The following is a 20,931-nucleotide window of genomic DNA, read 5'->3' as shown; positions in this document are numbered from 1 at the left end:
GTGACGTAACGTCATAGGTTTCACTGGGGCTATGCGACAGACACGCGGCCGTTGGTCGCACCCGGTGCGAAGCGACCACGAGACCCCGATCGTCCCGCTGGCGCGGGGAGGCGCGCGGTGAGGACGGCGGAGCTCGCGAGACTCGCCGGGGTGACGGTCCGCACGGTGCGGCACTACCACCAGATCGGTATCCTCGCCGAGCCGCGACGGCAGGAGAACGGCCACCGCTCCTACGACATGCACGACCTGATCAGGGTCCTCCGGATCAAGAACCTCGGCGCGGCCGGGATTCCGCTGGTGGAGACGGCCGGCATCCTCGACGGTCAGGACAGCACCGACGACATCGACGCGATGCTGGCGGCCCTGGACCACGAGTTCGCGCAGAAGATCGAACGGCTCACCGCGCAAAGAGAACTCATCGCCGCCGCGCGGGCCGCGCGCACGGCCCCGGACTTCCCGCCGCAGCTCGGCCGCATCGCCGCGCTCCTGGGCGCCGACCCCTCCGAGCTGTCGGAGTCGACGCGCGGCCAGGTCGTCCTGCTGGGGCAGGTGATGGGCGCCGCTGACCGGACCAGGATGATGGCCTTCTTCGAGGAACTCGACGACCCGCGCATCCTGCCGCGACTGCTCGCCGTCAACCAGCGGTTCGAGGAACTGTCCGCCACCAGCGACGAGGACACGATCACCGCCCTCGTCGACGGCTTCGCCGCGGTCCTGGCCTCCCTGGCCGAGCCGCTCGATTCCTTGGCGGACACGATCCTGCTCGACGGCACCGCGCAGGCGCTCCTGGACGCCTACCGGCGCAAGATGTTGAACGCGGCGCAGCAGACCGTACTGGCCAGACTCGCCGGCGACGAGGACCCCGGAGCCACCCGCTAGCAGAGGCCGCCGCCCCACCCGTACCCGTCGGCTTCTTCCCGGCCGGCTGTTTTCCGTCCCGCGCGAAACCGATCCCGGGCGCGCCCGTCACCATGAATCGAGTCCACCCGTGTCCGTCGGTCCTTCCGTCCCCGCCCCGCCGCTCGGCCCCACCGACAGCGGCCAACAGACGCGGGTCGAGTACCATCAGGCGCTTCGCGCCGCCCCGGGAGCGTGGCGCGGTGTCCTCGCGCTTCTCGTGTTCCTCGCCGTGGCGTTCCTCCTCCTGGTGCTCGCCGTCCTGCCGGTCGCGAACCTGATCGACGCCGCCACCGGTGCCTCCGCTCCGCAGGACCCCGCTGACGGGACCCTCACCATGACACCGGGGCTGATGCTGGCGAACAACCTCATGCTCGCGTCGCTCGTCCCGGTCTCCATGCTGGTGCAGTGGGCGGTGTTCGGGGTGCGCCCGCGCTGGATGTCCTCCGTCGAAGGGGGGTTCCGCTGGCGGTGGTCGGGGCGCCTCGCCCTCGTGGTCGTCCCGGTCTGGATCGTGTACGTGGGCCTGGTCCAACTGCTCCAGCCGGTCGACGGCATTCGCCTCGACGGCACGGCGGTTGCGATGGTCACGATCGTCCTCCTCACCTCCCCCTTGCAGTCGGCGGGGGAGGAGTACGGCTTTCGCGGACTCGTCCAGCGTTCCACGGGGTCATGGCTGCGCGACCCCACGGCGGCGTTCGTGCTCTCCACCGCGTTCACCGCGCTTCCCTTCGCCCTCATCCACCTGTCCGGCGACCCGTGGTCGATCGCGGCCTACCTGGCCGCTGGGATCGCGATGTCGCTCATGGTGCGCTTCTCCGGCGGGCTTGAGGCGAGTGTGCTCGTGCACGCGGTCAACAACGTCCTCGTGCTGCTGCCCGTCATGCTCGCGGGGGAGGCCGACTCGATCCTCGACCGGGGAAACGGCACGGGCGGCCCCATCATGCTCCTCGCCGTGGCCATGATGCTCGCGGTGCCGTTCCTCGTCCGCTGGATGGCCCGCCGCCACGGCGTCACGGTCACCGCCCCGCTGCCGCCGGTGCGAACGGGGAACGCCCGCTCGCGCTGACGACGCGCTGCTCCGGGGCGCAAGTGACGACGAGAACGTTCCCGTGACGCTTCGCCGTGCAGCAGCCGACTGCTTTCGAGCGTTGCTGCAACGGGACCGGCGAGCATGGAGAAGTGACGACGAAGAGCATCATTTGAGAAGAAAAAGGCTTTTCGCGCCTGATGTTCTTTTCTCGACAAGTGAATGAAACAAGGGTTACCCACTGGTAGAGTCCCAGGTCAGGAAGAGTGCTCCCCGCGCACGCGGGGATGGTCCCTGTAATCCTCCAATTAAAAAGCATCTGGGTCAGTGCTCCCCGCGCACGCGGGGATGGTCCCCGGATCTGCTCATCAGTGAATTCAAAAGGCTCGTGCTCCCCGCGCACGCGGGGATGGTCCCAGACATGGCACTTGATCTCGCAGGAACGGGGTGTGCTCCCCGCGCACGCGGGGATGGTCCCGCCTGGGCGTCGCGGGTAAGACCAACGACTTCGTGCTCCCCGCGCACGCGGGGATGGTCCCCTGATCCAGCCCCCGGGCTTGATCTCGTAGCGGTGCTCCCCGCGCACGCGGGGATGGTCCCCCGTTCATCGTGCGAGCCATGCAGCAGGTCTGGTGCTCCCCGCGCACGCGGGGATGGTCCCATCGAACAACCGGGGGACCGATGATCGACGCCGTGCTCCCCGCGCACGCGGGGATGGTCCCCACCTGCGCGAGGACACCCTCTGGCGCGGCAAGTGCTCCCCGCGCACGCGGGGATGGTCCCATCGGTCTGCCTGAGGCGTTGGCGCTGCTGCTGTGCTCCCCGCGCACGCGGGGATGGTCCCGTCCCGGCCGTCGTCGAGACCCAGACCGTCGAGTGCTCCCCGCGCACGCGGGGATGGTCCTCGTCGAATCCCGGAATTTTGAGCGGAGGTCTGATGCTCCCCGCGCACGCGGGGATGGTCCCGCCCCACGGTGCGCCGGTCCACGCCCAGGGCAGTGCTCCCCGCGCACGCGGGGATGGTCCCGCCATCGTGTTGCCCCTGCCGCCAGCGGCGCCGTGCTCCCCGCGCACGCGGGGATGGTCCTGCTGCCCCCCTGAAACCAGGAGGGGCCGGGCAGTGGTTGGGTGTTCGTCCAACTCGGTCCCGGGGCTTCCTCGTCCCCGGGCCTGAGTTGGACGACGGGGTGAATTCCCCTAGCCGGGTACCGTTACCGGTCGTGTCCCTGACAGCCCGTGCGCAAGGCGGCCGTACCGCCTGCCCCTGTCGGTACGGCCCCGCCTGCTGAGCGGGATTGCCGGGTTCCGTCGCCGCGCGACCGGCCGCATCGTGTCGTGTCGGCGTCCCCGTTCGGGTTTCGGCGCACGGACGGGGAACCGGCCGGTCCCCCCACCGCTTCGCGGGTGTGGCGAACGCCATCGACCTGGTACGAGATGCGGTCCCCAGCGGAGTTGACCATGCCCCGACGGCATAGTTTGCAATGGCGGATACCAACACGGGACGCAGCGTTTCGGGGAACGGAGGGGAGCGGCAGCCATGGCGTGGAGCACGCGTCAACCCGCGGAACCCGCCGGGGCCACGGTCGAGGCCGTGCGGCACCGCCACGGGACCGGTCTACCGGACGGGCCCGAGCGCTCCGCCAACGACGACAAGCGCTCCACCACCGGGCACCGGGTGCGTTTGCCGCGCATCCGACACCCGGCCGTGTCCGACGCCGAAAGAGCGCAGGACCGGTTCGCGGCGTCCTAGCACCGCCCCCGACCCGAACCCCTACGCGTGTCCGTGCAGCCGAGACCGGACACCACCTCGAAGAAAGCAGTGCCGATGTTCGAGCAGTTGCAGAGTTTCACCGAGTCCTTGTCACCCGCTTTGCAGTGGATCGCCGTGATTCTGCTCGGGGTGATCCCCTTCGTCGAGTCGTACCTAGGCTCGGTGATCGGCGTGGTGGCGGGGCTCTCGCCCTTCGTCGCGATCCCGGCCGCGATCCTCGGCAACCTCGTGTCGATGCTGGTCGCCGTGTACGCGGCCCACAGCTTGCGCTCGCGGGTCCGGGGGGACCGGCCGCAGGCCGAGCTCTCGCCGCGTCGCGCGAAACTCAAGGCGCGGTTCGACCGGTACGGGGTCGCCGGGGTGAGCCTGCTGGGGCCGCTGGTGCTGGCCAGTCAGATCACGTCGGCGGCGACCATCTCCTTCGGCGCGTCCCGGAACTCGGTGATCTTCTGGCAGTCGGTGGCGATCGTCCTGTGGGGCGTCGGCTTCGGCGGGCTGGCCGCGCTCGGCGTCGATCTCGCCGGCTGACCCGGACCCGTGCGCCTGGTCGCGCCGGTCTCCGGGGTGACCACGCATCGCGGTGCTCCATCGGCGGGCATCCGCGCGCCGGCACCGAACGACCGACGCGTTCGCATCTGTACGGCCCGGGCCGCCCGGGCCGCCCGGGGATCCCGGGCAGGCCACAGGCGGGCCGCTTGCGGGGCGACCGGGACACCCAGTTTGCCCCCCCAGGGGCGCCGGACCCGCCGAGGGTTGACTGTGCCGTTACGTCATGGTGTTCCATCAGGCTCATGCGGCGGCCCGTCCGCCGGATGGAACGCGTCATCGGTGCGCCCGACGCCGGGCGCACCGACCGGATACGCGACACCGACCCTGATTGGAGCATTGGATGACCGAGGTACCGAGTCGAGATTCCCTTCCGAAGTTGATCGAGGTCGAGGAGTTCTTCGCGGATCCGGTGTTCTCCGGTGCGTCGCTCTCGCCGGACGGGACGAGGATCGCCTACCTGGCGCCCAAGTACGGCCGCACGAACGTCTGGGTCCGCGGGGTCGACGAGGAGCACGAGGACGCGGTGTGCGTCACGCACGACTCCCGGCGCGGCATCAAGGCCTACCACTGGACCGACGATCCGCGCTGGCTGCTGTATATGCAGGACACCGACGGCAACGAGGACTGGCACCTCTTCCGTGTCGACCTCGACGCACCCGACGAGCCCGCGGTCGACCTGACGCCCTTGGAGCCGGGGTCCCGCGTGTTCGGTGTCGAACCCCTGAAGTCGGTGCCCGGGAGCGTGCTGGTCTGGATGAACCAGCGCCCCATGTTCATCGACGTGTTCCGGATCGACGTCGCCACCGGTGAGACGGCACTGCACCTGGAGCAGCCCGAGCCGACCACCACCATCCTGGTCGACCGTGACGGCGAGGCGTCGTTCCACTCGGTGCTGGCTGACGACGGCACCTACGAGTTCTCTGCGATCGACCCCGGGACGGGGGAGCGGCGCTTCCTCGGGAAGCACGGCGGCCCGGAGCACCCGATGGGGCTGCCCCTGCAGATCGTGACGCCCGACGGCAAGGGCCTGCTGGTCGGTTCCTACCAGGACTCCGACGACCTTCGGCTCGTCCGTATCGACCGGGGGACCGGCGAGGAGACCGTGGTCGCCGCCGTGGAGGGGCACAGCCTGTGCACGATGGGTCTGATTGCCTCCGGGCTGCCCCCCGTGGTGTTCACCAGCCGGCGCACCGGCGAGGTGATCGCGGCCCGTTTCGTGGGCGACCGGCCCAGGATCGAGGTGCTGGACCCGGACTTCGCCGAGGTGTACGCCGCGCTGTCCGCGCTCTCCGACGGCGTGCTGGGCACGGTGTCCTCGGACGAGAGCGAGCAGCGATGGATCGCGACCTTCATCCACGACCGTGAACCGGGAGCGACCTGGTTCTACGACCACGGGACAGGGCGGAGCAGGCTGCTGTTCAGCCCGTACCCGCAGCTGGACCCGGCCGACCTGGCCCCGATGACAGCGGTCCGTTTCCCGGCCCGCGACGGCCTGCCGCTGCACGGTTTCCTCACCCTGCCGGTGGGCGTGGACCACGAAGGGCTGCCGCTGGTCCTGCTCGTGCACGGCGGACCGTGGGCCCATGACTCGTGGGGCTACGACCCGGAGGCGCAGTTCCTGGCCAACCGCGGTTACGCGGTGTTGCAGGTCAACTTCCGCGGTTCCTCGGGCTACGGCAAGCGGCACGTCACCGCCGCGATCGGGGAGTTCGCCGGGAAGATGCACGACGACCTCATCGACGCCGCCACCTGGGTGGTGGAGCAGGGTTACGCCGATCCGGCCCGTATCGGTATCTACGGCGGTTCCTACGGCGGCTACGCGGCACTCGTCGGCGTCACGGTCACCCCGGACTACTTCGCCGCCGCGGTGGACTACGTGGGTATCTCGGACCTGGCGAACTTCATGCGGACCCTGCCGCCGTTCCTCAGGCCCCACCTGGCCAACAACTGGTACCACTACGTCGGCGACCCCGACGACTCCGCCCAGGAAGCCGACATGCTGGCCCGCTCGCCGATCACCATGGTCGACCGGATCCGCACCCCGCTGCTGGTGGCCCAGGGCGCCAACGACGCCCGCGTCGTCCAGCAGGAGTCCGACAACATCGTCGCCTCCCTGCGCGAACGCGGCGTCCCCGTGGAGTACCTCCTCGCCGAGGACGAAGGCCACGGGTTCTCCAACCCCGAGAACCAGTTCCGGCTCTACCGTGCGATCGAACAGCACTTCGCCGAGCACCTCGGCGGCCGCCGCAGCAGCCCGTCCCCGGAGTAGCGGCCGGCGTGTGAGGGTCCGGCCGGCGGCGCCGGCCGGACCCGGCCAGGAGGGGCGCCTCGCACAGGTGACTCAGGGCCCGTGCCCGCACCAGCACGGCGGTTCACGGAGGCGATCATCGAAGACGCCGGCGTCTGCACGGTGTCGGGGGTGGTGGCCACCGGTGTCCACGGTCGGACGGTGCCCCTGCACCGGCCCGATCGTGCCCTGCGCCCGGCCATCGCCGTTTACGGCCCGCCCACGGTCGGGGAGCTGGCCCAACCCGCCCCCGACCAGAATGGCTGGGCACCCCCGCGACGAACCCGTCGAAGCGGTCCAGTGCCATCGCCTCCAGGGGCTTTTCGTTTCTCCGCGGTTGTTGACGCAGCCGACCGACTTTTCCCGATCTTTGCCCCGCCTGTGTGGAGAGGGCGCCGTGTCCGCGCAGGTCATCGGCCATCGGTGGATTACCTTCGGCAGTCAACAGCAGCCCGAAGCCAATGGCGCCGACGGACACCACCCGTCCCCCGCCGTGCACGCCGACAACGAGGACCGCCCATGAACCGCACGCTTGGCATCTGCACGGTCGCCGCTGTCCTGACCCTGACCGGCGCCGCCTCGGTCCAGGCCGCCCAGGGCGAAATCCTGCTCCGGAACTCCTTCGACCAGGACAGTCCCGACATCGTCATCGCCGACCTCGAAGACGGCAACTGCTACAACCAGAGCGAGGACCAGATAGCGGTCAAGGCCACCGGGGTCACGAACCGGACCGACCGCCCCGTCGAGGTGCATTCGGGGCACAGCTGCGAGAGCCGCCTGGGCGTCGTGGCGCCGGGGGAGACCTACGAGAGGCAGACGCCCGACATCGAATCGGTCCTCGTCGCCCTTGAGTAGCGCACGCGTGGGGCGGACCGGAGAACTCCGGCGCGAAACCGTGTCCGAAAAGGGCACCCGGGCGGGGCGACGTCGCCGGCGGGCGGACGTGGTGCGGGGCAGCGCGGTGGCCGCGCCGTCCGCCGTCTCGGCGGACACCCCGCGCTCCGGCGGCGCGCGGTCACCCGGGCCGCTCGTCCGCGCGCATCAAGAGATGGCCCCGGCGGTGTCGTTCCCCCGGGAGCGGCTCGCGCAGCATTCGGCCGATTTCGACGAATCCCGCTTCGCCGGCGAGTTCCGCGAGGCCGTCGACCGGCCACCGGTAGGCCGTCGCCACCGCGTGGTCGAACGCCGTGACCGGCCCGCCCTCCGACTCGAAGAAAGCGAGCACGAGGTGTCCGCCGGACGCCAGCACCCGCCGGAACTCGGCGAAGTACGCGGGAAGGTCCCGCGGTGGGGCGTGAATGACCGAGTACCAGGACACGATGCCGCTCAGTGTGCCGTCGGCCAGGTCCAGGGCGTCCATGGAGCCGACCTCGAACCGGATGCCGGGGTAGGCCTCGCGGGCGAGATCGACCATCACCGGCGACAGGTCGACGCCGAAGACGTCCAGCCCGAGGTCCCGCAGGTGCGCGGCCACCCGTCCCGGGCCGCACCCCAGCTCCGCGACCGGCCCCGCAGTGGTCGACCGGGCGAGGTCGGCGAACGCGGCGAGCACCGCGCGATCCAGTGGAAGGGCGTCGAGCTCGTTGCGGGCGAACGCGGCGTAACGGACGGCCACGGCATCGTAGGCGTCCGCTGTCGCAGCCAGGGACGGGGAAGGTTCGGTCACACGCCAGGACATTAGGGCCTTTCCTGCCGTGCCGGGGACAGCCCTACCGGATGAGTACGGGAAACGACGATCGGCGAATACTGCTCCCCACGTACCCGAAAAGGGAGCTGTGCTGCGCACATGGCCGTCCAACTTGCCGTTTAGGGGGGCGAGTGGCCCCTATCGCGAGTCTTTTTTGCGCCAGGACACAACCCGTCCGTAATTTCCGCCAGTCATAGTGGGAGATGTGGAAAGCCCCGTTCGGCCCACCCGGTCGGACGGGAAGAGCATCCACACCGACACCCAACGGTGGGCCATCGGGTTCGTGACCAACGGATCCCGGCGCACCGCAGGGGGAGGGGCACATGGCTGCAGACGCCACACCCGAAACAGCAGCCGACGTGGTTGCCGACGAGCAGGCCCGCATCCACCGGCTGGAAACCCAGGTCCACCACCTCACCGCCGCGCTGGAGACACGCGGGGTGATCGGGCGGGGGCTCGGCATCATCATGGGACTTCACCGATGCGACTCCGACGAGGCGTTCCGGCTTCTCCGTCACGCGTCCCAGGACACCAACACCAAGGTGCACGACATCGCCGCCGGCCTGGAGGCCGTCACCGGCGACCCGCTCCACGACATGACGCCGACCCTGCGCCGGGCGCTGGAGATCGTCGTCCGGCAGCAGCGAGCCGTTCTCGACCCGGTGGCCGGGCAGCCGTCGCCCTCGGCGCGGCCGTGGACGACCGCCACCCACCCACCAGGGCGGTCGCCCGATGGGTCGCCACGTGCCGATGCCCCTTCGGGCGAAGGCCGGGCCAAAGGAACGACCACGTGCCACACCCCCCGCGTTCCTCCCGCCAGTGGCCCGCGGCAGCCCGAGCGGTCGCCCGGGCTCGACGCCGGGACCGGCAGCGCCGAGAGCACACCCAAAGAACCGAGCGCGCCGAAGCACGCGCCCAGCTCCTCACGGACGTCTTCCGCGACAACCAGGACCCCGGCGGCCCGGCAGGCTCCCGGAACCAGGCCGGGGCCCCGGACGACGGAACCGGGTCCGGGCCTGCCCAAGGGAGTGAACGAGGTCCGGCCCTGATCGGCCGTCGTCCCCGCACCGTGTGGGGCGGGGGCGTGCGGCGGCAACGGGACTGAGCAGTCGCGTGCCCCGCCGGGGGCCGCTGGACCGAAACCCTGTGCACGCGGGCTCCCGCGTGCACAGGGCCCGAAGAAGCCGCGCGTAGCCGCACGGCGTTTCCGCACCGCCCCGGGGTCGACCGGCGAACCGGGACGGCCCCGGGCCCGGCGTGCCGGCCTATGCCGTCGGCGGGCAGTACACCTGTTCCAGGTCCAGGGAGGGCGCCGGCGGAAGGTCCGCGGGCGGGGCGGCACGATCGGCCCGGAACGCTTCGAGCAGGTAGGCGACCAGGCGGCGCGACGCCTCCGGTGCCTTCGCCGCCGATCCGGTCACGACCCCCCCGTTGGCCAGGAGCAGCAGGATGAGGTCCTCGTAGGCGAAGTCGGCGCGCAGCCCGCCTGCGTCCTTGGCCCGCTGGATCAGCCGGGCGAAGCTGTGCTCGGCGTCGGCGCGTTTCTTCTCGAAGGCGGCCGCGTCGGGGAACGCCGAGAGGAAGGCCATGGTGAACCCCCGGTCCACGGCCTGCATGGCGCACACCTTCTCCACGACCCAGCAGAACCCGTGCCAGGGGTCGGGGTGGGCCAGGGCGTCGTCGACCACCGAGACGCACTCCGCGAACTGATCGGAGAACGCCTCGGTGACCAGGGCCTCTTTGGTGGGGAAGCGCCGGTAGAGCGTTGCGATGCCGACGCCGGAGCGTCGGGCGATCTCGGCCATCGACACGTCGAGGCCCGTGGTGGAGAACGCCTCGCGGGCGGTCTCCAGGATGCGGGTGCGGTTGTGCAGGGCGTCGGCGCGCAGCCCCGGTGTTCCGGCGGGGGGCTCACCGGTGGGGTCGGTTATCCGAGAGTGCTCAGTGCGCATACCTCTCACTTTACCTCAAGTGGAGAGGGTTCTCCGGTTTGCGTGGTAGCGTGGAAGGCAAGTGGAGAGGGTTCTCCGCTTGGTGTCGCCGCCTCTCGGTCGGACCGTCCGTGGCTCTGCCGTGCCCGGTGCCGCCGCAGGCGGTCCACATTCCACCGGTGAGTCGGCACGCCGTCGACGGATGATGGGATCGAGAACAGTGAACGAGATGCGCGCGGCCCTCTACGACAGCTACGGGCCGCCGGACGTGCTCTACGAGGGCACGCTGCCGGTTCCGGTCGCCAAGCCGGGGGAGGCGCTGGTGCGCGTGCACGCCATCAGCGTCAACGGTGGAGAGTCCGTCCTGCGGGAGGGGAAACTCGGCAGCCTTTTCGGCCGGCGCTTCCCGAAGCAGACGGGCATCGACTTCGTCGGCGAGGTCGTCGAGCCGGCCGCGCAAGGACCGGGCCCCCGTGCGGGCGCCATGGTGTGGGGCGGGATGCCGCGCCTGCGGCAGGAGAGCGCGGCCGAGTTCGTCGCGGTCTCCCCCCGGCGGATGGCCCTCAGCCCGGCCGGTCTCGACCCCGTGCAGGCCGCCAGCCTGCCCGTGGGCACGACCGCGATCACCGCCCTGCGCGACAAGGCCCGCCTCGGGAAGGGCGAGCGGTTGCTCGTGCGCGGCGGCAGCGGCGGGGTCGGCAGCATCGCCGTGCAGCTCGGCCGCGCGATGGGGGCGCACGTCACCGCGCTCGCCGGCGCGAAGAACCTCGACTTCGTGCGCGGCCTCGGCGCGGACGAGGTCTTCGACTACCGCACGACGTCCCCGGGCGACCTCGGTGCCTTCGACGTCATCCTCGACACCGCCGGCACCGAACTCCCCGCCTACCACGGCCTTCTCGCCCCAGGCGGTCGCATGGTGGGCATCACGCCCGACGCCGACCGGATCCTGGCCTCCGCCGCCTTCATCCTCGCCTCCGCCGTCTTCGGGTCGCGGCGGGTCCGGTTCTTCAGCGGCAACCCCGGGACCAGCCTCTTCGACGACCTGACCGCATACGTGGAGCGCGGGGAGATCCGGCCGGTCGTGGACACCGTGTACCCGCTGGCGCGCATCGCCGACGCCCACCGTGCGCTGGAGGCGGGCGGCGTCCGCGGCAAGTACGTCGTCCAGGTGCGCTGAGCCCCAGCGGCAGGGGAAGGCCCGGGAGCGGGGGCCGCGACGCGGCGGGCCCGCCGCTCTCCCCGGGCCCGGCGGCACCGCTCCCCGGGAAGCGGTGCCGCCCCCGCGGTGCGGGTCACTCCCCGGGGCGCACCACGAGCTTGCCGAAGAACTCCTTGGCCGCGAACGCCTCCTGCGCGGCGGCCAGTTCGCCCAGCGGGTAGCTGCCGGCCAGCAGCGGACGCAGTTCGCCGGCCTCGATGTGGGCGACGAGGCGGGCGAAGTCGTCGTGGGTGCCGAACGACGATCCGATGAGACTGAGCTGGCGCAGGTAGACGGTGCGTAGGTCCGCGCTGACGATCGCGCCGGCCATCGCCCCGGCCACCACGTAGCGCCCGAGGGGGGCGAGCAGGCCGATCAGCGCGGGAAACATCGGGCCGGCAACCACATCGGCCACCACCTCGACGGGGCGGCCCGCCGCCGCGACGCGGACCCGCGCCGCCAGGTCCTCGGTCTCGCGGGCCACGGTGGCATCGGCGCCCAGTTCGATCGCCCGGTCGCGCTTCGCGGCCCCCACGACCGCGATCACCCTGGCGCCCCGGGCCGAGGCGAGCTGAACCAGCGCGGAACCGACCCCACCGGAAGCACCGGTGACCAGTATGGTTTCCCCTGCCGAGAGCCCGGACCGGTTCAGCATCCGCATGGCCGTGGCGTAGGCGGTGGGGAAGGTGGCCAGCTCCTCGTCGGACAGCGCGGAGTCGATCCGGTGCGCGTTGCCGGCCGGGACGGTGACGAGTTCGGCGAACCCGCCGTCCCGCTCGCTGCCCAGGTAGGCGGTGTCCACGAGTTCGACCTCGCCACCGCTGTAGAGCATGGGGTCCACCAACACCCGTTCGCCGATCCGGGATCGTGCTACCCCCGCGCCGACGCGGTCGATCCTTCCGGCGACGTCGGCGCCCTGGATCCGGGGGAAGGCCAGGGGCTCGCGTCGCCAGCCGGCGCTCGCACCGGGATCGCCGGGGACGCCGTAGGCACCCTGACGGGTCCAGATATCGGTGTTGTTCATGCCCGCCGCACCCACCCGCACACGGACCTCGCCGGGGCCTGGGAGGGGATCGGCGTGCTCGGTACGGTATTCGAGTTTTTCGGGGCCGCCGAATCCGGTGAGGACCATTGCGTGCATCGGGTCTTCTCCTTTCGTGGTCGATCACCATGCGAGGTATACCGACCGGTGGGGTTACTTGTGGAGTCACGGAACCATGCCGGTCGCGGCAATGTCAACTCACCGGTCGGTATACCTTGAACACAAGGACGCTCCATGTCCGGGGCTTGATGGGGGAAGTGTCCGATCGTAATATGACTGACTAGTCAGTCATGAAAGGGGCGGGGCATGAAACCGCGCAGAGCCGACCGGCGGACCCGGCGGGAGGAGATCCTCGCAGCCGCGATCCGCGTGTTCGCCCGACGCGGTTACGCCGCCAGCCGCATCGACGACATCGCCCAGGAAGCCGGGGTGGCCAAAGGCAGCGTCTACCTCTACTTCGACAGCAGGGAGCAGCTCCTCCACGTCGCGGCCGAGGCGTTCACCGCGCGTTCCGCCGCGGTCCTCGCCGAGGCCGCGGCAGGGCGGGGCGGCGCACGCGAACGCCTCGAACGTTTGGTGCGCGGGGTCGTCGCGATGCTGACCGCCGAACCCGACCTCGCCCGCGTGCTCCTGGACCTGTGGGCGGCGAGCAGATGGGGGCCGCAATCGCCGCTCGACCTCGCCGCCACCTACCGGGAGTACCGCGCGGCCATCGCGGCACTGCTCGAAGAGGCAACGGCGCAAGGGTGCCCTGGAGCGGTCGACGCCCACGCGCACGCCACCGTCCTCGTCGGCGCCATCGAGGGATGCGTGCTCCAGTGGCTCATCGACCCCGAGGTCGACCCGGCCGCGCTCGTCGACCCCCTCGTGCGCCTGCTCCTCCCCGAACCCGCCCCGACGACCCGACCGGACCCGAGTCGGTGAGGCCGGCCCGCCCGGCGGGGAGAACCCCGTGAGCACACCGACGGGTCCCAGGCCCGGCCTCGCCGGGATCGCCGACCGGCTCCTGGGGCCCGACGCCACCACCGGGGAGCAGGCCGTCACGTACGCGACGGCCGTCCTCGGTACCGCCGGAGTCGTCGCCATCGGGCTGCTCCACCACCAGCAGTGGGCGCTCTGGCACTACGCCCTGGTCGCGGTGGTCGGGTTCGACCTGATCGGCGGTGCCTCGGCCAACGCCACCGACACCGCCCGCCGACTGTGGCACCGCCCGGGCCGGGAGGCACGCCACCATCTCGGCTTCGTGCTGGCGCACCTGCACCCCTTCGTCCTGGCCGCGCTCGTCCCCGGTTACGGCTGGACCGCAGCCGCCACCACCTACGCCCTGATCGTGCTGGGCGCCCTGGCCGTCGTCACGGTGCCGGCGGACCTGCGCCGCCCCACGGCGTTCGCGGCGGCGGCGCTGACGGTCACGGTCGTCACGAGCCTGCCGGGGACGGCCGTCGCACTGGCCTGGTTCGGCCCCGTGCTCGTCGTCAAACTGCTGCTCGCCCACCTGCCGGCCGACGGGCGGGCGAGCAGGTGACCCCTCCGGGCAGGCCGTCCGCAGGGGCGGGGTGATCGGTGTTCCGGGTGCCGGTGGTGGTGTACCGGACCGGCCTGGGCCGACCGATGGGGGCGGTTCGTGCTGATCGCCCCTGCCGCCCGGATCAGCCCTGGTAAGCTCACCGGTCCGTATACTCCAGGCGGAAGGGTGGTGTTCCATGACCGACGATTCCGTCGCTACGACCGGCCGCACCGTGCCCCCGCTGACCCCTGCGGGGCGCCGGGTGCTGGACGCCGCGTCGGGGCTGTTCTACCGCGAGGGCATCCACGCCGTCGGTGTCGACGCCATCGCCGCCGCGGCTGGGGTCACGAAGAAGACCCTCTACGCCTGCTTCGGTTCCAAGGACCGCCTGGTGGCCGCGTACCTGGCCGAGCGCGACGACCGCTGGCGCGACTGGCTCACCTCCTGGGTGCGGGAGCACGCGCCCGCTCCGGCCGAGCGGCTGCCCGCCACCCTCGACGCGCTCGCACACTGGTTGGACCGCGAGGCCCCGCGTGGCTGCGCGTTCGTCAACGCGCTCGCCGAACTCCCGTCCCCCGACCACCCGGGCCACGCCGTCGTCGTGGCGCAGAAGCGGTGGATGCTCGACTACTTCACCGGCCTCGCCGCCGACGCCGGGCATCCCGACCCCGACAAGGCCGCCGCCGGATTCATGCTGCTGCACGAGGGCGTCTCCACCGTCGCGGGCACCGGCGTGCTCCCCGACGCGGCCGGACACGCCCACCGGATGGCGGCCGGACTGCTCACCGCCTGATCCACCGGCGGCGCCGCGTACGCTTCCGGAACGGATGACGGCTTCCCGTGCCCCGAAAGCAGGGGCGGGGCGGCTGCGACGCCCGCATAATGGGATTCCTCCCGGTGCGCCGTCGGCATGTGGCGCGGTGGGGCAGGACTTCACAAATGGGACAAAGTCAAAAATCTCATTATGATAACGCGCCACAAAGTGCCAGGTCATTAACTGTGAGCCCCGCGCACGCGGGGATGGACCAGAGCGGGCTCGTGAGGAGGAGCGCGACCGTGCGGGTGAGCCCCGCGCACGCGGGGATGGACCGTTTCTTGCGGCGCTCTTTCTCTGCGACCAGGGCGTGAGTCCCGCGCACGCGGGGATGGACCTTCGCCCACGAGTTGATCGATTTCTGGGTGGCGGTGAGCCCCGCGCACGCGGGGATGGACCGAGGCCAGGGTTTTCGTGGTCGGCAACGGTGTGGTGAGCCCCGCGCACGCGGGGATGGACCGGGGCCGACTCAACACAGCGGCCTTGGTGTTAGGTGAGCCCCGCGCACGCGGGGATGGACCGATCAACGATCTGCTGGCGCACCTCCCCCAGCTGTGAGCCCCGCGCACGCGGGGATGGACCGGGCGCGCACGACCAGGTCCCCGATCTCGACCAGTGAGCCCCGCGCACGCGAGGACGGGCCGGGAGCCGGTTCCGCCCCGGGACGCGTCGAGGACATTCCGCGGGTTCCGCCTTTGTCGCGACGCGGACCGAATAGGGCGTCATGGTCGTCCATGACCATGACGCGCCGTGCGTAGGAAAACCCCTGGTCATGGTCATGGGCCATTGAATAATCGCTCACTGTGAGCGAACGGGGACGGCCCGTTCCGAATCCGACGGGATGCACCATGACCACAGCCTCCATTGACCCGGCCGCCGTCAAGTACGGTCGTCTCTTCGACGCCTTCGACACCGACGGCGACGGATACGTCGAGTGGGCCGACTACCAGCGCCTCACCGACCGCTACCTCTCCGATCAGGGCATCGGCAAGGACGACCGTCGGGCCCGGGCGCTCACCGCCTGCTACCAGATGCTGTGGATGGAGCTGCTGCGTCACGCGGACGGCGCCGAGCGCCTGACCCGTGAGCAGTTCATCGCCGCCCTGCGCGCGGCCTCGTTCGACACCAGCCGGTTCAACATGATCGAGGGCCTGCCGCACGCCGTCTTCGACATTCTCGACTCCGACTGCGACAACGAGATCGACAGGAACGAGTTCGCTCAGCTCCTGAAGCGCCTCGGAGCCGAGACGCCCGACGCGATGGAGCGGTTCACGGTCATGGACACCGACGGCGACGGCCGCATCAGCCGCCAGGAGTTCATCCGCTCGGCCCGGGAGTTCATCTACGGCCACGACCTCCAGCACTCGCCGGGCAGTGTGGCCTTCGGCGCGGTCTGAACGGTCCCCACCACACGGTCCCGGGCCGATGCGGGGCATCGAGGGTGACCGGGGCCCTGACGGCGGACCGTCGGGGCCCCGCCCGCAGAGTCCGTCCGGTGCTCGTGGGGAGGTCGGGCCACCGCCCGGTCAGGCGTCGACAGGGGCGCTTCGGTTCTCCGGTGCCCGAGGAGGAGGCAGGAGAACAGGCCGGACCGGGGTTGCGCGGGAGAGGGCAAAGCGGCCTGCCGGGGTATTCTCCGGCGGCAGAGCGGGCGACGGGTGTTTTCCCGTCGGTGCGTTGTGGCGGCCGCCCTGTTCGCAGAGGCGGCTGCACGGACCGATCAACGGCCGGACCCTGGGCGGGGCCGCAGTGAGCGGACCACCGGTGGCGTCCGGTTCTTCGTCGCTGCGGGGTGCGTCGGTCGAAGGCGCCAATGGGGTCTGCCGTCGCGGGTCCCGGGACCCGCTCGGAAAGTGACGCGTGCGCACCGGCCCGTGGCCGGCACCGAACCCCATCGGCGAATATCGGTAAGCAGAGGACTACGCCACCAGTTCCACGGTGAGTGCGCCGACACCGATGGAGAGGAGGTCCTCCACCGTCCACGACGCTCCCGCAGGATCGACCTCGTGTGCGGGCACGACTGCGAACGCGCCGCCACGGTGGACGAGTGCGGCGCGGGGACCGGCTGATATCAACATCAACCGGTAGGCCAGCGGGACGGACAACAGCGGATGCACGAGAACCCTTTCTTGTGTGTGCGGGGGAGTGGCCCCCCGGTTCGTCGGTGTGCTCCTGGACGGACTTCTCCACGGGATACGGCGACAACGACAACGGCAGGAGCAGCCGTTGCCACGTCGTTGACCCGCGAAGCCCCAGAACCGGGTTTCTCGCCGACCGGGTAGAAAGCCGGCATGGCTGAGAACAGCGTCGGCATGTGCGGTGGATCCCGGAAGCGGCGGGAGTCCGTCAGCGGCGCCCTTCACCTCAACCGTGGAAGCCGTTCGGGAACGGGGCTTCGCGGATGGACGGAGGCGGCGCTTTCCCATGCCTCGGTGGACGAGTCTGAGGAGGAGAAGATCCAGAAGTATCCATAGCATACTTTCCGCGATGGAGTGAAGTTTGTTCATTTCTCTGTTTCGCGGTGGAGCCGCCGAAATCATCCGGATCGGGGCCGCCCGCGCTCGGACAAGAGCGGGTCCTGAGCCGCCCCCTGGAGACGGGGCATCGCCGCCGGCCGAGGGCGGGCGGCCCCTCCCAGTGGCGGTGGCGCGTCCTTTTCGGGAAGGGGACGCGCACACGATTCACGGCCGGAACCGCCCCGCCCTTTCCGATCGGCGCGGCGGAACGGGGAATTTCCTTTTGTCGTGAGGAAATGCGTTCTCGCGTTGCGGGCGTTTTTCCGGGCCGGATGATTTCCGGAAGAAAAACGGGACCGGCGATCACGGTGTCGCGGCCGACGTCAGGAACTCGTGAGGACGACGAGCTGCCGGGTCGCCCGGGTCATCGCGACATAACGGTCCACCGCCCCTTCGACACCCCCGCCGAACGCCTCCGGGTCCACGAGGACGACCAGATCGAACTCCAGCCCCTTCGCCAGGCCCGGGGTCAGCGACCGGACACGAGGCGTCGCCCGGAACGCGGGATCGCCGATGACGCAGGCGGTCCCGTCGGTGTGCTCGGCGAGCCAGGCGTCGAGGACCGCGCCCAGTTCAAAGGCGCGTCCGTGCACGACGGGGACGCCGCTGCTGCGGATGGAGGTCGGCACGTTGGCGTCGGGGAGGACCGCCCGGATGACCGGTTCGGCCCGGGCCATGACCTCCGACGGCGTCCGGTAGTTGATGCTCAGGGAGGCCGACGCGATCCGGTCGAGACCGATCCGCCGGAGCCGCTCCTCCCACGACTCCGTGAACCCGTGCCTGGCCTGGGCGCGGTCCCCGACGATCGTGAAGCTCCGGGACGGGCAGCGCAGCAGCAGCATCTGCCACTCCGCGTCGGTCAGTTCCTGGGCCTCGTCCACGACGATGTGCGCGAACGGGCCGGCGAGCAGGTCCGGATCGGTGCCGGGCAGCGCGCTCTCGTCGACCAGGCTGTCGCGCAGGTCCTGTCCGTGCAGCATCGTCACCACCCCTTCGCCGTCGTCGTCGGCCTGGAGCAGGTTGTCGATGACGCCGGACATCCGCTCGCGTTCGGCTGCTGCGGAGGCGTTGTACCGACGCCTGCGTCGTGCCGCGTACGGGTCGCCGAGGCGCTGGTGCGCCGCGTCCAGGAGCGGCAGGTCGGACACCGTCCACGCCTGGGCGTCCTCGCGCTGGAGTTTCCCGATGTCGTCGATGCCGAGCCAGGGGGCGCACTTGCGCAGGTAGGCGGGGACCGACCACAGGTCCCCGACGAGGTCGGTCGCCTCGATCAGCGGCCACGCGCGGTTGAGCGCCGTGACCAGTTCCGTGTCCCGCAGCAGCGACCTCCGGATCAGGTCGGGTCGGATCTCGTCGTCGCCGTCGTGCTTGTCCACCAGGATCGTGAGCAGCTCCTCCAGGAGCTGTTCGCGCGCCTCGTTGTGCGCGATGCCGGGGTCGAGTGCGTCGAACGCCTCGGCCCAGTCCTCGGCGCCCAGCCAGATGTCGGCCCAGTCCGTCGTGACCGTCATCCCCTCGGTGGGCGGCTGTTCGTAGAACCTGACGGCCTCCTCGATCGCCTTCACCAGGTCCCCGGACGACTTCAGCAGGGCCACGTCCGGGTCGGTCTCGACCGCTGCCGAGGCCCCCTCGGGGACGAGGTCCCGCAGGGTGCAGGTCTGCACGCCCTCCTCCCCGAGGCTGGGGAGGACGTCGGAGACGTAGGCCAGGTAGGGCTGGTGCGGGCCGACGAACAGCACGCCGCTTCGCTGGTGGCGGAGGCGGGGGTCGGAGTAGAGGAGGTGGGCGGTGCGGTGCAGGGCGACGACGGTCTTGCCCGTCCCCGGGCCGCCGTCGACGACGAGAGCGCCCCGGGAGCCCGCACGGATGATGGCGTCCTGGTCGGCCTGGATGGTGCCGAGCACGTCGCGCATCCGGGCCGACCGGTTGCCGCCGAGGCTCGCGATGAAGGCGGACTGGTCGTCGAGGGCGGCGTGCCCCTCGAACCCGTCCGTGGTGAACACCTCGTCCCAGTAGTCGCTGATCCGGCCGCGCGTCCAGCGGTACCTGCGGCGGCTCGTCAGCCCCATCGGGTTGGCGTGGGTGGCCGCGAAGAACGGTTCGGCCGCGGGGGAGCGCCAGTCGAGGAGCAGCCGGCGCCCCTCGCCGTCGGTGAGGCCGAGCCGTCCGATGTATACGGGTTCGGGGTCGTCCGCGCCGACGATGCGTCCCAGGCACAGGTCCAGGCCGAAGCGGCGCAGCGCGCGCAGGCGGCCGGCCATCCGGTGGATCTCCATGTCCCGGTCCATGACCTCCCGGCCCTTGCCGACGGGCGCGCTGCGTCTGGCGTCGAGACGTTCGGACAGGTCGGTGATCGCCTGTTCGAGGCTCGCCGCGATGGCCGCGAAGTGCTGCTGGTCGCCGGCGATCAGGGCCGGGGCGGCCTTGGGCGAGAGGTGGTCGGGAAGGTCGAACGCGCTGGTGGCGAGGGTGTTCACGTCGTTTCCCGTCTCGTGGGTTCTGGTCACGATCGACGATTGTGCGCCCTGCCCCGGGTCTTGCCGCAAGCCCCCGGGTGCGCTATAAGTTGAGAGTGGAGAGAGGTGGCTGGAACCCTCCTCCCGTGGTCGTCCGCTCTGGACGGTCCCCCTTTGTGAAGCGCGGGGCGCCGCCTGCGGCGGCCCCTCGGGCACGGAAGTCCTCCTCGACCGCACGGCCGGGCCGCTGATCGCTCGCCCCGGCTCTGAAGGGGCGACGGCCCGGCAGTGGCCGACCTCTCCCGACGCCAACCATCCGGCCTCAGGGGCGCAACGCGTGATCGACGGTCCTCGGGCCGGTGTTTTTTGGGAAAGTCGTCTTCGGGCATTGGCCCCGCAGCGGCCGATGAAATTCCGGAGCGGTCCTGGCGGCGTTTCAGGGAACGGTATTTCCGTATTGGTGCACCACGTGCGTTTCGCCGCGGAATTCTTTTCCGCCGGTCGATTCGGGCCCGTTTTCTCGGGACGGCCGAGGCGCTTCGGGGCAGTACGCGGGGTCGTTCCGAGGTGAGCGGCTGCGGTGGCACCCGTCTTCTCGGGCTGCGCGGAACGCGCCCGTCCGTCCCGCCGGGTCGCTGTGAGCCGTTTTTTCGGGTTCACGATCATCCGGTTCGGCGCCGACCTCAATTCGCTTGGGAAACCGCTGTCCTGGTGGTTCGCGAAGGCCGTCGGCGCGCTTGGGGAGCGCCCCGGTTCCGGCCAAAGGGAATCTATGCGGCAGCTGCCCCGAAGGCGCCCTGGCCGCTTCGCCCGCCTCGCTCCGGGGGCGCTGACGGCGCGGTCTGGTCGGTCTGTTGCTGTATGCGGCCGATAGGTGCGATAAGGCTTTTTGGGTGAAAGGTTCTTTTCTCGACAAGTGAATGAAAAGACGGTTACCCACTGGTAGAGTCCCAGGTCAACAAGAGTGCTCCCCGCGCACGCGGGGATGGTCCGCCAACCAACCCCTCCTTCTCCGATAGGTAGGGGTGCTCCCCGCGCACGCGGGGATGGTCCCAGGCGTGCTCCCACCACACGCAGGCGAGAGAGGTGCTCCCCGCGCACGCGGGGATGGTCCCGCTCCCCCGGCGTCCGGCTCGACGGCAGAGGAGTGCTCCCCGCGCACGCGGGGATGGTCCCTGCACGATGGTCAGGCTCTCCCCGGCGCCGGGGTGCTCCCCGCGCACGCGGGGATGGTCCCCGTTCCCTG

Annotated in this window: 18 protein-coding genes and 3 CRISPR repeat arrays (1 of these 21 cut by a window edge); of the genes, 13 read left to right on the top strand and 5 right to left on the bottom strand. The window is 70.8% G+C overall.

Annotated features, from left to right (window positions below; translation table 11 throughout):
* The first annotated feature begins 117 nt into the window (after positions 1 to 117).
* The 7 genes from QSJ59_RS21510 to QSJ59_RS21480 all read left to right on the top strand — a co-directional run bounded on the left by QSJ59_RS21510 (position 118) and on the right by QSJ59_RS21480 (position 7,389).
* Entirely contained in the window at positions 118 to 879 is a 762-nt protein-coding gene (locus QSJ59_RS21510) for a MerR family transcriptional regulator (RefSeq protein WP_285761546.1), read from the top strand.
* 109 nt (positions 880 to 988) lie between these two features.
* A complete protein-coding gene (locus QSJ59_RS21505) occupies positions 989 to 1,966 on the top strand; it encodes a CPBP family intramembrane glutamic endopeptidase (RefSeq protein WP_285761545.1) in 978 nt (325 codons plus the stop codon).
* A gap of 227 nt (positions 1,967 to 2,193) precedes the next feature.
* A CRISPR array of direct repeats spans positions 2,194 to 3,015; the repeat unit is 29 nt; unit sequence GTGCTCCCCGCGCACGCGGGGATGGTCCC.
* A gap of 449 nt (positions 3,016 to 3,464) precedes the next feature.
* On the top strand, positions 3,465 to 3,677 hold the full coding sequence (locus QSJ59_RS21500; protein ID WP_285761544.1) for a hypothetical protein: 213 nt from the start codon (positions 3,465 to 3,467) through the stop codon (positions 3,675 to 3,677).
* Positions 3,678 to 3,752: 75 nt separating this feature from the next.
* Positions 3,753 to 4,226, top strand: a complete 474-nt coding sequence (locus QSJ59_RS21495) for a hypothetical protein (protein WP_285761543.1) — start codon at positions 3,753 to 3,755, stop codon at positions 4,224 to 4,226.
* Positions 4,227 to 4,587: 361 nt separating this feature from the next.
* Complete coding sequence (locus QSJ59_RS21490; RefSeq protein WP_285761542.1) at positions 4,588 to 6,516, top strand: S9 family peptidase; 1,929 nt, start codon at positions 4,588 to 4,590, stop codon at positions 6,514 to 6,516.
* Positions 6,517 to 6,931: 415 nt separating this feature from the next.
* On the top strand, positions 6,932 to 7,057 hold the full coding sequence (locus QSJ59_RS21485; RefSeq protein ID WP_285761541.1) for a hypothetical protein: 126 nt from the start codon (positions 6,932 to 6,934) through the stop codon (positions 7,055 to 7,057).
* Positions 7,054 to 7,389, top strand: coding sequence for a hypothetical protein (locus tag QSJ59_RS21480; protein ID WP_285761540.1), 336 nt, complete (start codon positions 7,054 to 7,056; stop codon positions 7,387 to 7,389). The genes QSJ59_RS21485 and QSJ59_RS21480 overlap by 4 nt, the downstream gene beginning before the upstream one ends.
* A gap of 160 nt (positions 7,390 to 7,549) precedes the next feature.
* On the opposite strand, the gene QSJ59_RS21475 is transcribed toward QSJ59_RS21480, so the two are convergent.
* Complete coding sequence (locus tag QSJ59_RS21475) at positions 7,550 to 8,200, bottom strand: class I SAM-dependent methyltransferase (protein WP_285761539.1); 651 nt, start codon at positions 8,198 to 8,200, stop codon at positions 7,550 to 7,552.
* A 344-nt stretch (positions 8,201 to 8,544) separates the two neighbouring features.
* On the opposite strand from QSJ59_RS21475, the gene QSJ59_RS21470 reads away from it, so the two are divergent.
* Positions 8,545 to 9,270, top strand: a complete 726-nt coding sequence (locus QSJ59_RS21470; RefSeq protein ID WP_285761538.1) for an ANTAR domain-containing protein — start codon at positions 8,545 to 8,547, stop codon at positions 9,268 to 9,270.
* Between the two features lie 216 nt (positions 9,271 to 9,486).
* On the opposite strand, the gene QSJ59_RS21465 is transcribed toward QSJ59_RS21470, so the two are convergent.
* Positions 9,487 to 10,173, bottom strand: coding sequence for a TetR/AcrR family transcriptional regulator (locus QSJ59_RS21465; RefSeq protein WP_285761537.1), 687 nt, complete (start codon positions 10,171 to 10,173; stop codon positions 9,487 to 9,489).
* 208 nt (positions 10,174 to 10,381) lie between these two features.
* Here QSJ59_RS21465 and QSJ59_RS21460 point away from each other — a divergent pair, with 208 nt between their 5' ends.
* Positions 10,382 to 11,329: an NAD(P)-dependent alcohol dehydrogenase gene (locus tag QSJ59_RS21460; protein WP_285761559.1), complete on the top strand. Its 948-nt coding sequence runs from the start codon at positions 10,382 to 10,384 to the stop codon at positions 11,327 to 11,329.
* 115 nt (positions 11,330 to 11,444) lie between these two features.
* Here QSJ59_RS21460 and QSJ59_RS21455 read toward each other — a convergent pair whose 3' ends face one another.
* Positions 11,445 to 12,491: an alcohol dehydrogenase family protein gene (locus QSJ59_RS21455; RefSeq protein ID WP_285761536.1), complete on the bottom strand. Its 1,047-nt coding sequence runs from the start codon at positions 12,489 to 12,491 to the stop codon at positions 11,445 to 11,447.
* Positions 12,492 to 12,698: 207 nt separating this feature from the next.
* Here QSJ59_RS21455 and QSJ59_RS21450 point away from each other — a divergent pair, with 207 nt between their 5' ends.
* The 4 genes from QSJ59_RS21450 to QSJ59_RS21435 all read left to right on the top strand — a co-directional run bounded on the left by QSJ59_RS21450 (position 12,699) and on the right by QSJ59_RS21435 (position 16,110).
* Entirely contained in the window at positions 12,699 to 13,316 is a 618-nt protein-coding gene (locus QSJ59_RS21450) for a TetR/AcrR family transcriptional regulator (protein ID WP_285761535.1), read from the top strand.
* A 28-nt stretch (positions 13,317 to 13,344) separates the two neighbouring features.
* Positions 13,345 to 13,917, top strand: a complete 573-nt coding sequence (locus tag QSJ59_RS21445; RefSeq protein WP_285761534.1) for a hypothetical protein — start codon at positions 13,345 to 13,347, stop codon at positions 13,915 to 13,917.
* A gap of 178 nt (positions 13,918 to 14,095) precedes the next feature.
* On the top strand, positions 14,096 to 14,692 hold the full coding sequence (locus QSJ59_RS21440; protein WP_285761533.1) for a TetR/AcrR family transcriptional regulator: 597 nt from the start codon (positions 14,096 to 14,098) through the stop codon (positions 14,690 to 14,692).
* Between the two features lie 206 nt (positions 14,693 to 14,898).
* A CRISPR array of direct repeats spans positions 14,899 to 15,357; the repeat unit is 29 nt; unit sequence GTGAGCCCCGCGCACGCGGGGATGGACCG.
* Between the two features lie 204 nt (positions 15,358 to 15,561).
* Positions 15,562 to 16,110 carry an EF-hand domain-containing protein gene (locus QSJ59_RS21435; protein ID WP_285761532.1) on the top strand — a complete coding sequence of 183 codons (549 nt, stop codon included), beginning with the start codon at positions 15,562 to 15,564 and terminating at the stop codon, positions 16,108 to 16,110.
* A gap of 522 nt (positions 16,111 to 16,632) precedes the next feature.
* Here QSJ59_RS21435 and QSJ59_RS21430 read toward each other — a convergent pair.
* Both QSJ59_RS21430 and helR read right to left on the bottom strand, forming a co-directional pair.
* Positions 16,633 to 16,830 carry a hypothetical protein gene (locus QSJ59_RS21430; protein WP_285761531.1) on the bottom strand — a complete coding sequence of 66 codons (198 nt, stop codon included), beginning with the start codon at positions 16,828 to 16,830 and terminating at the stop codon, positions 16,633 to 16,635.
* Positions 16,831 to 17,552: 722 nt separating this feature from the next.
* Positions 17,553 to 19,736, bottom strand: coding sequence for an RNA polymerase recycling motor ATPase HelR (gene helR, locus QSJ59_RS21425; RefSeq protein WP_285761530.1), 2,184 nt, complete (start codon positions 19,734 to 19,736; stop codon positions 17,553 to 17,555).
* Between the two features lie 913 nt (positions 19,737 to 20,649).
* Positions 20,650 to 20,931: a CRISPR direct-repeat array (repeat unit 29 nt; unit sequence GTGCTCCCCGCGCACGCGGGGATGGTCCC) (it continues 723 nt past the right edge of the window).

The organism is Nocardiopsis ansamitocini, from assembly GCF_030268225.1.
GTDB classification, from domain to species: Bacteria; Actinomycetota; Actinomycetes; order Streptosporangiales; family Streptosporangiaceae; genus Nocardiopsis_D; species Nocardiopsis_D ansamitocini.
This window is presented reverse-complemented; position numbering and strand designations above follow the sequence as displayed.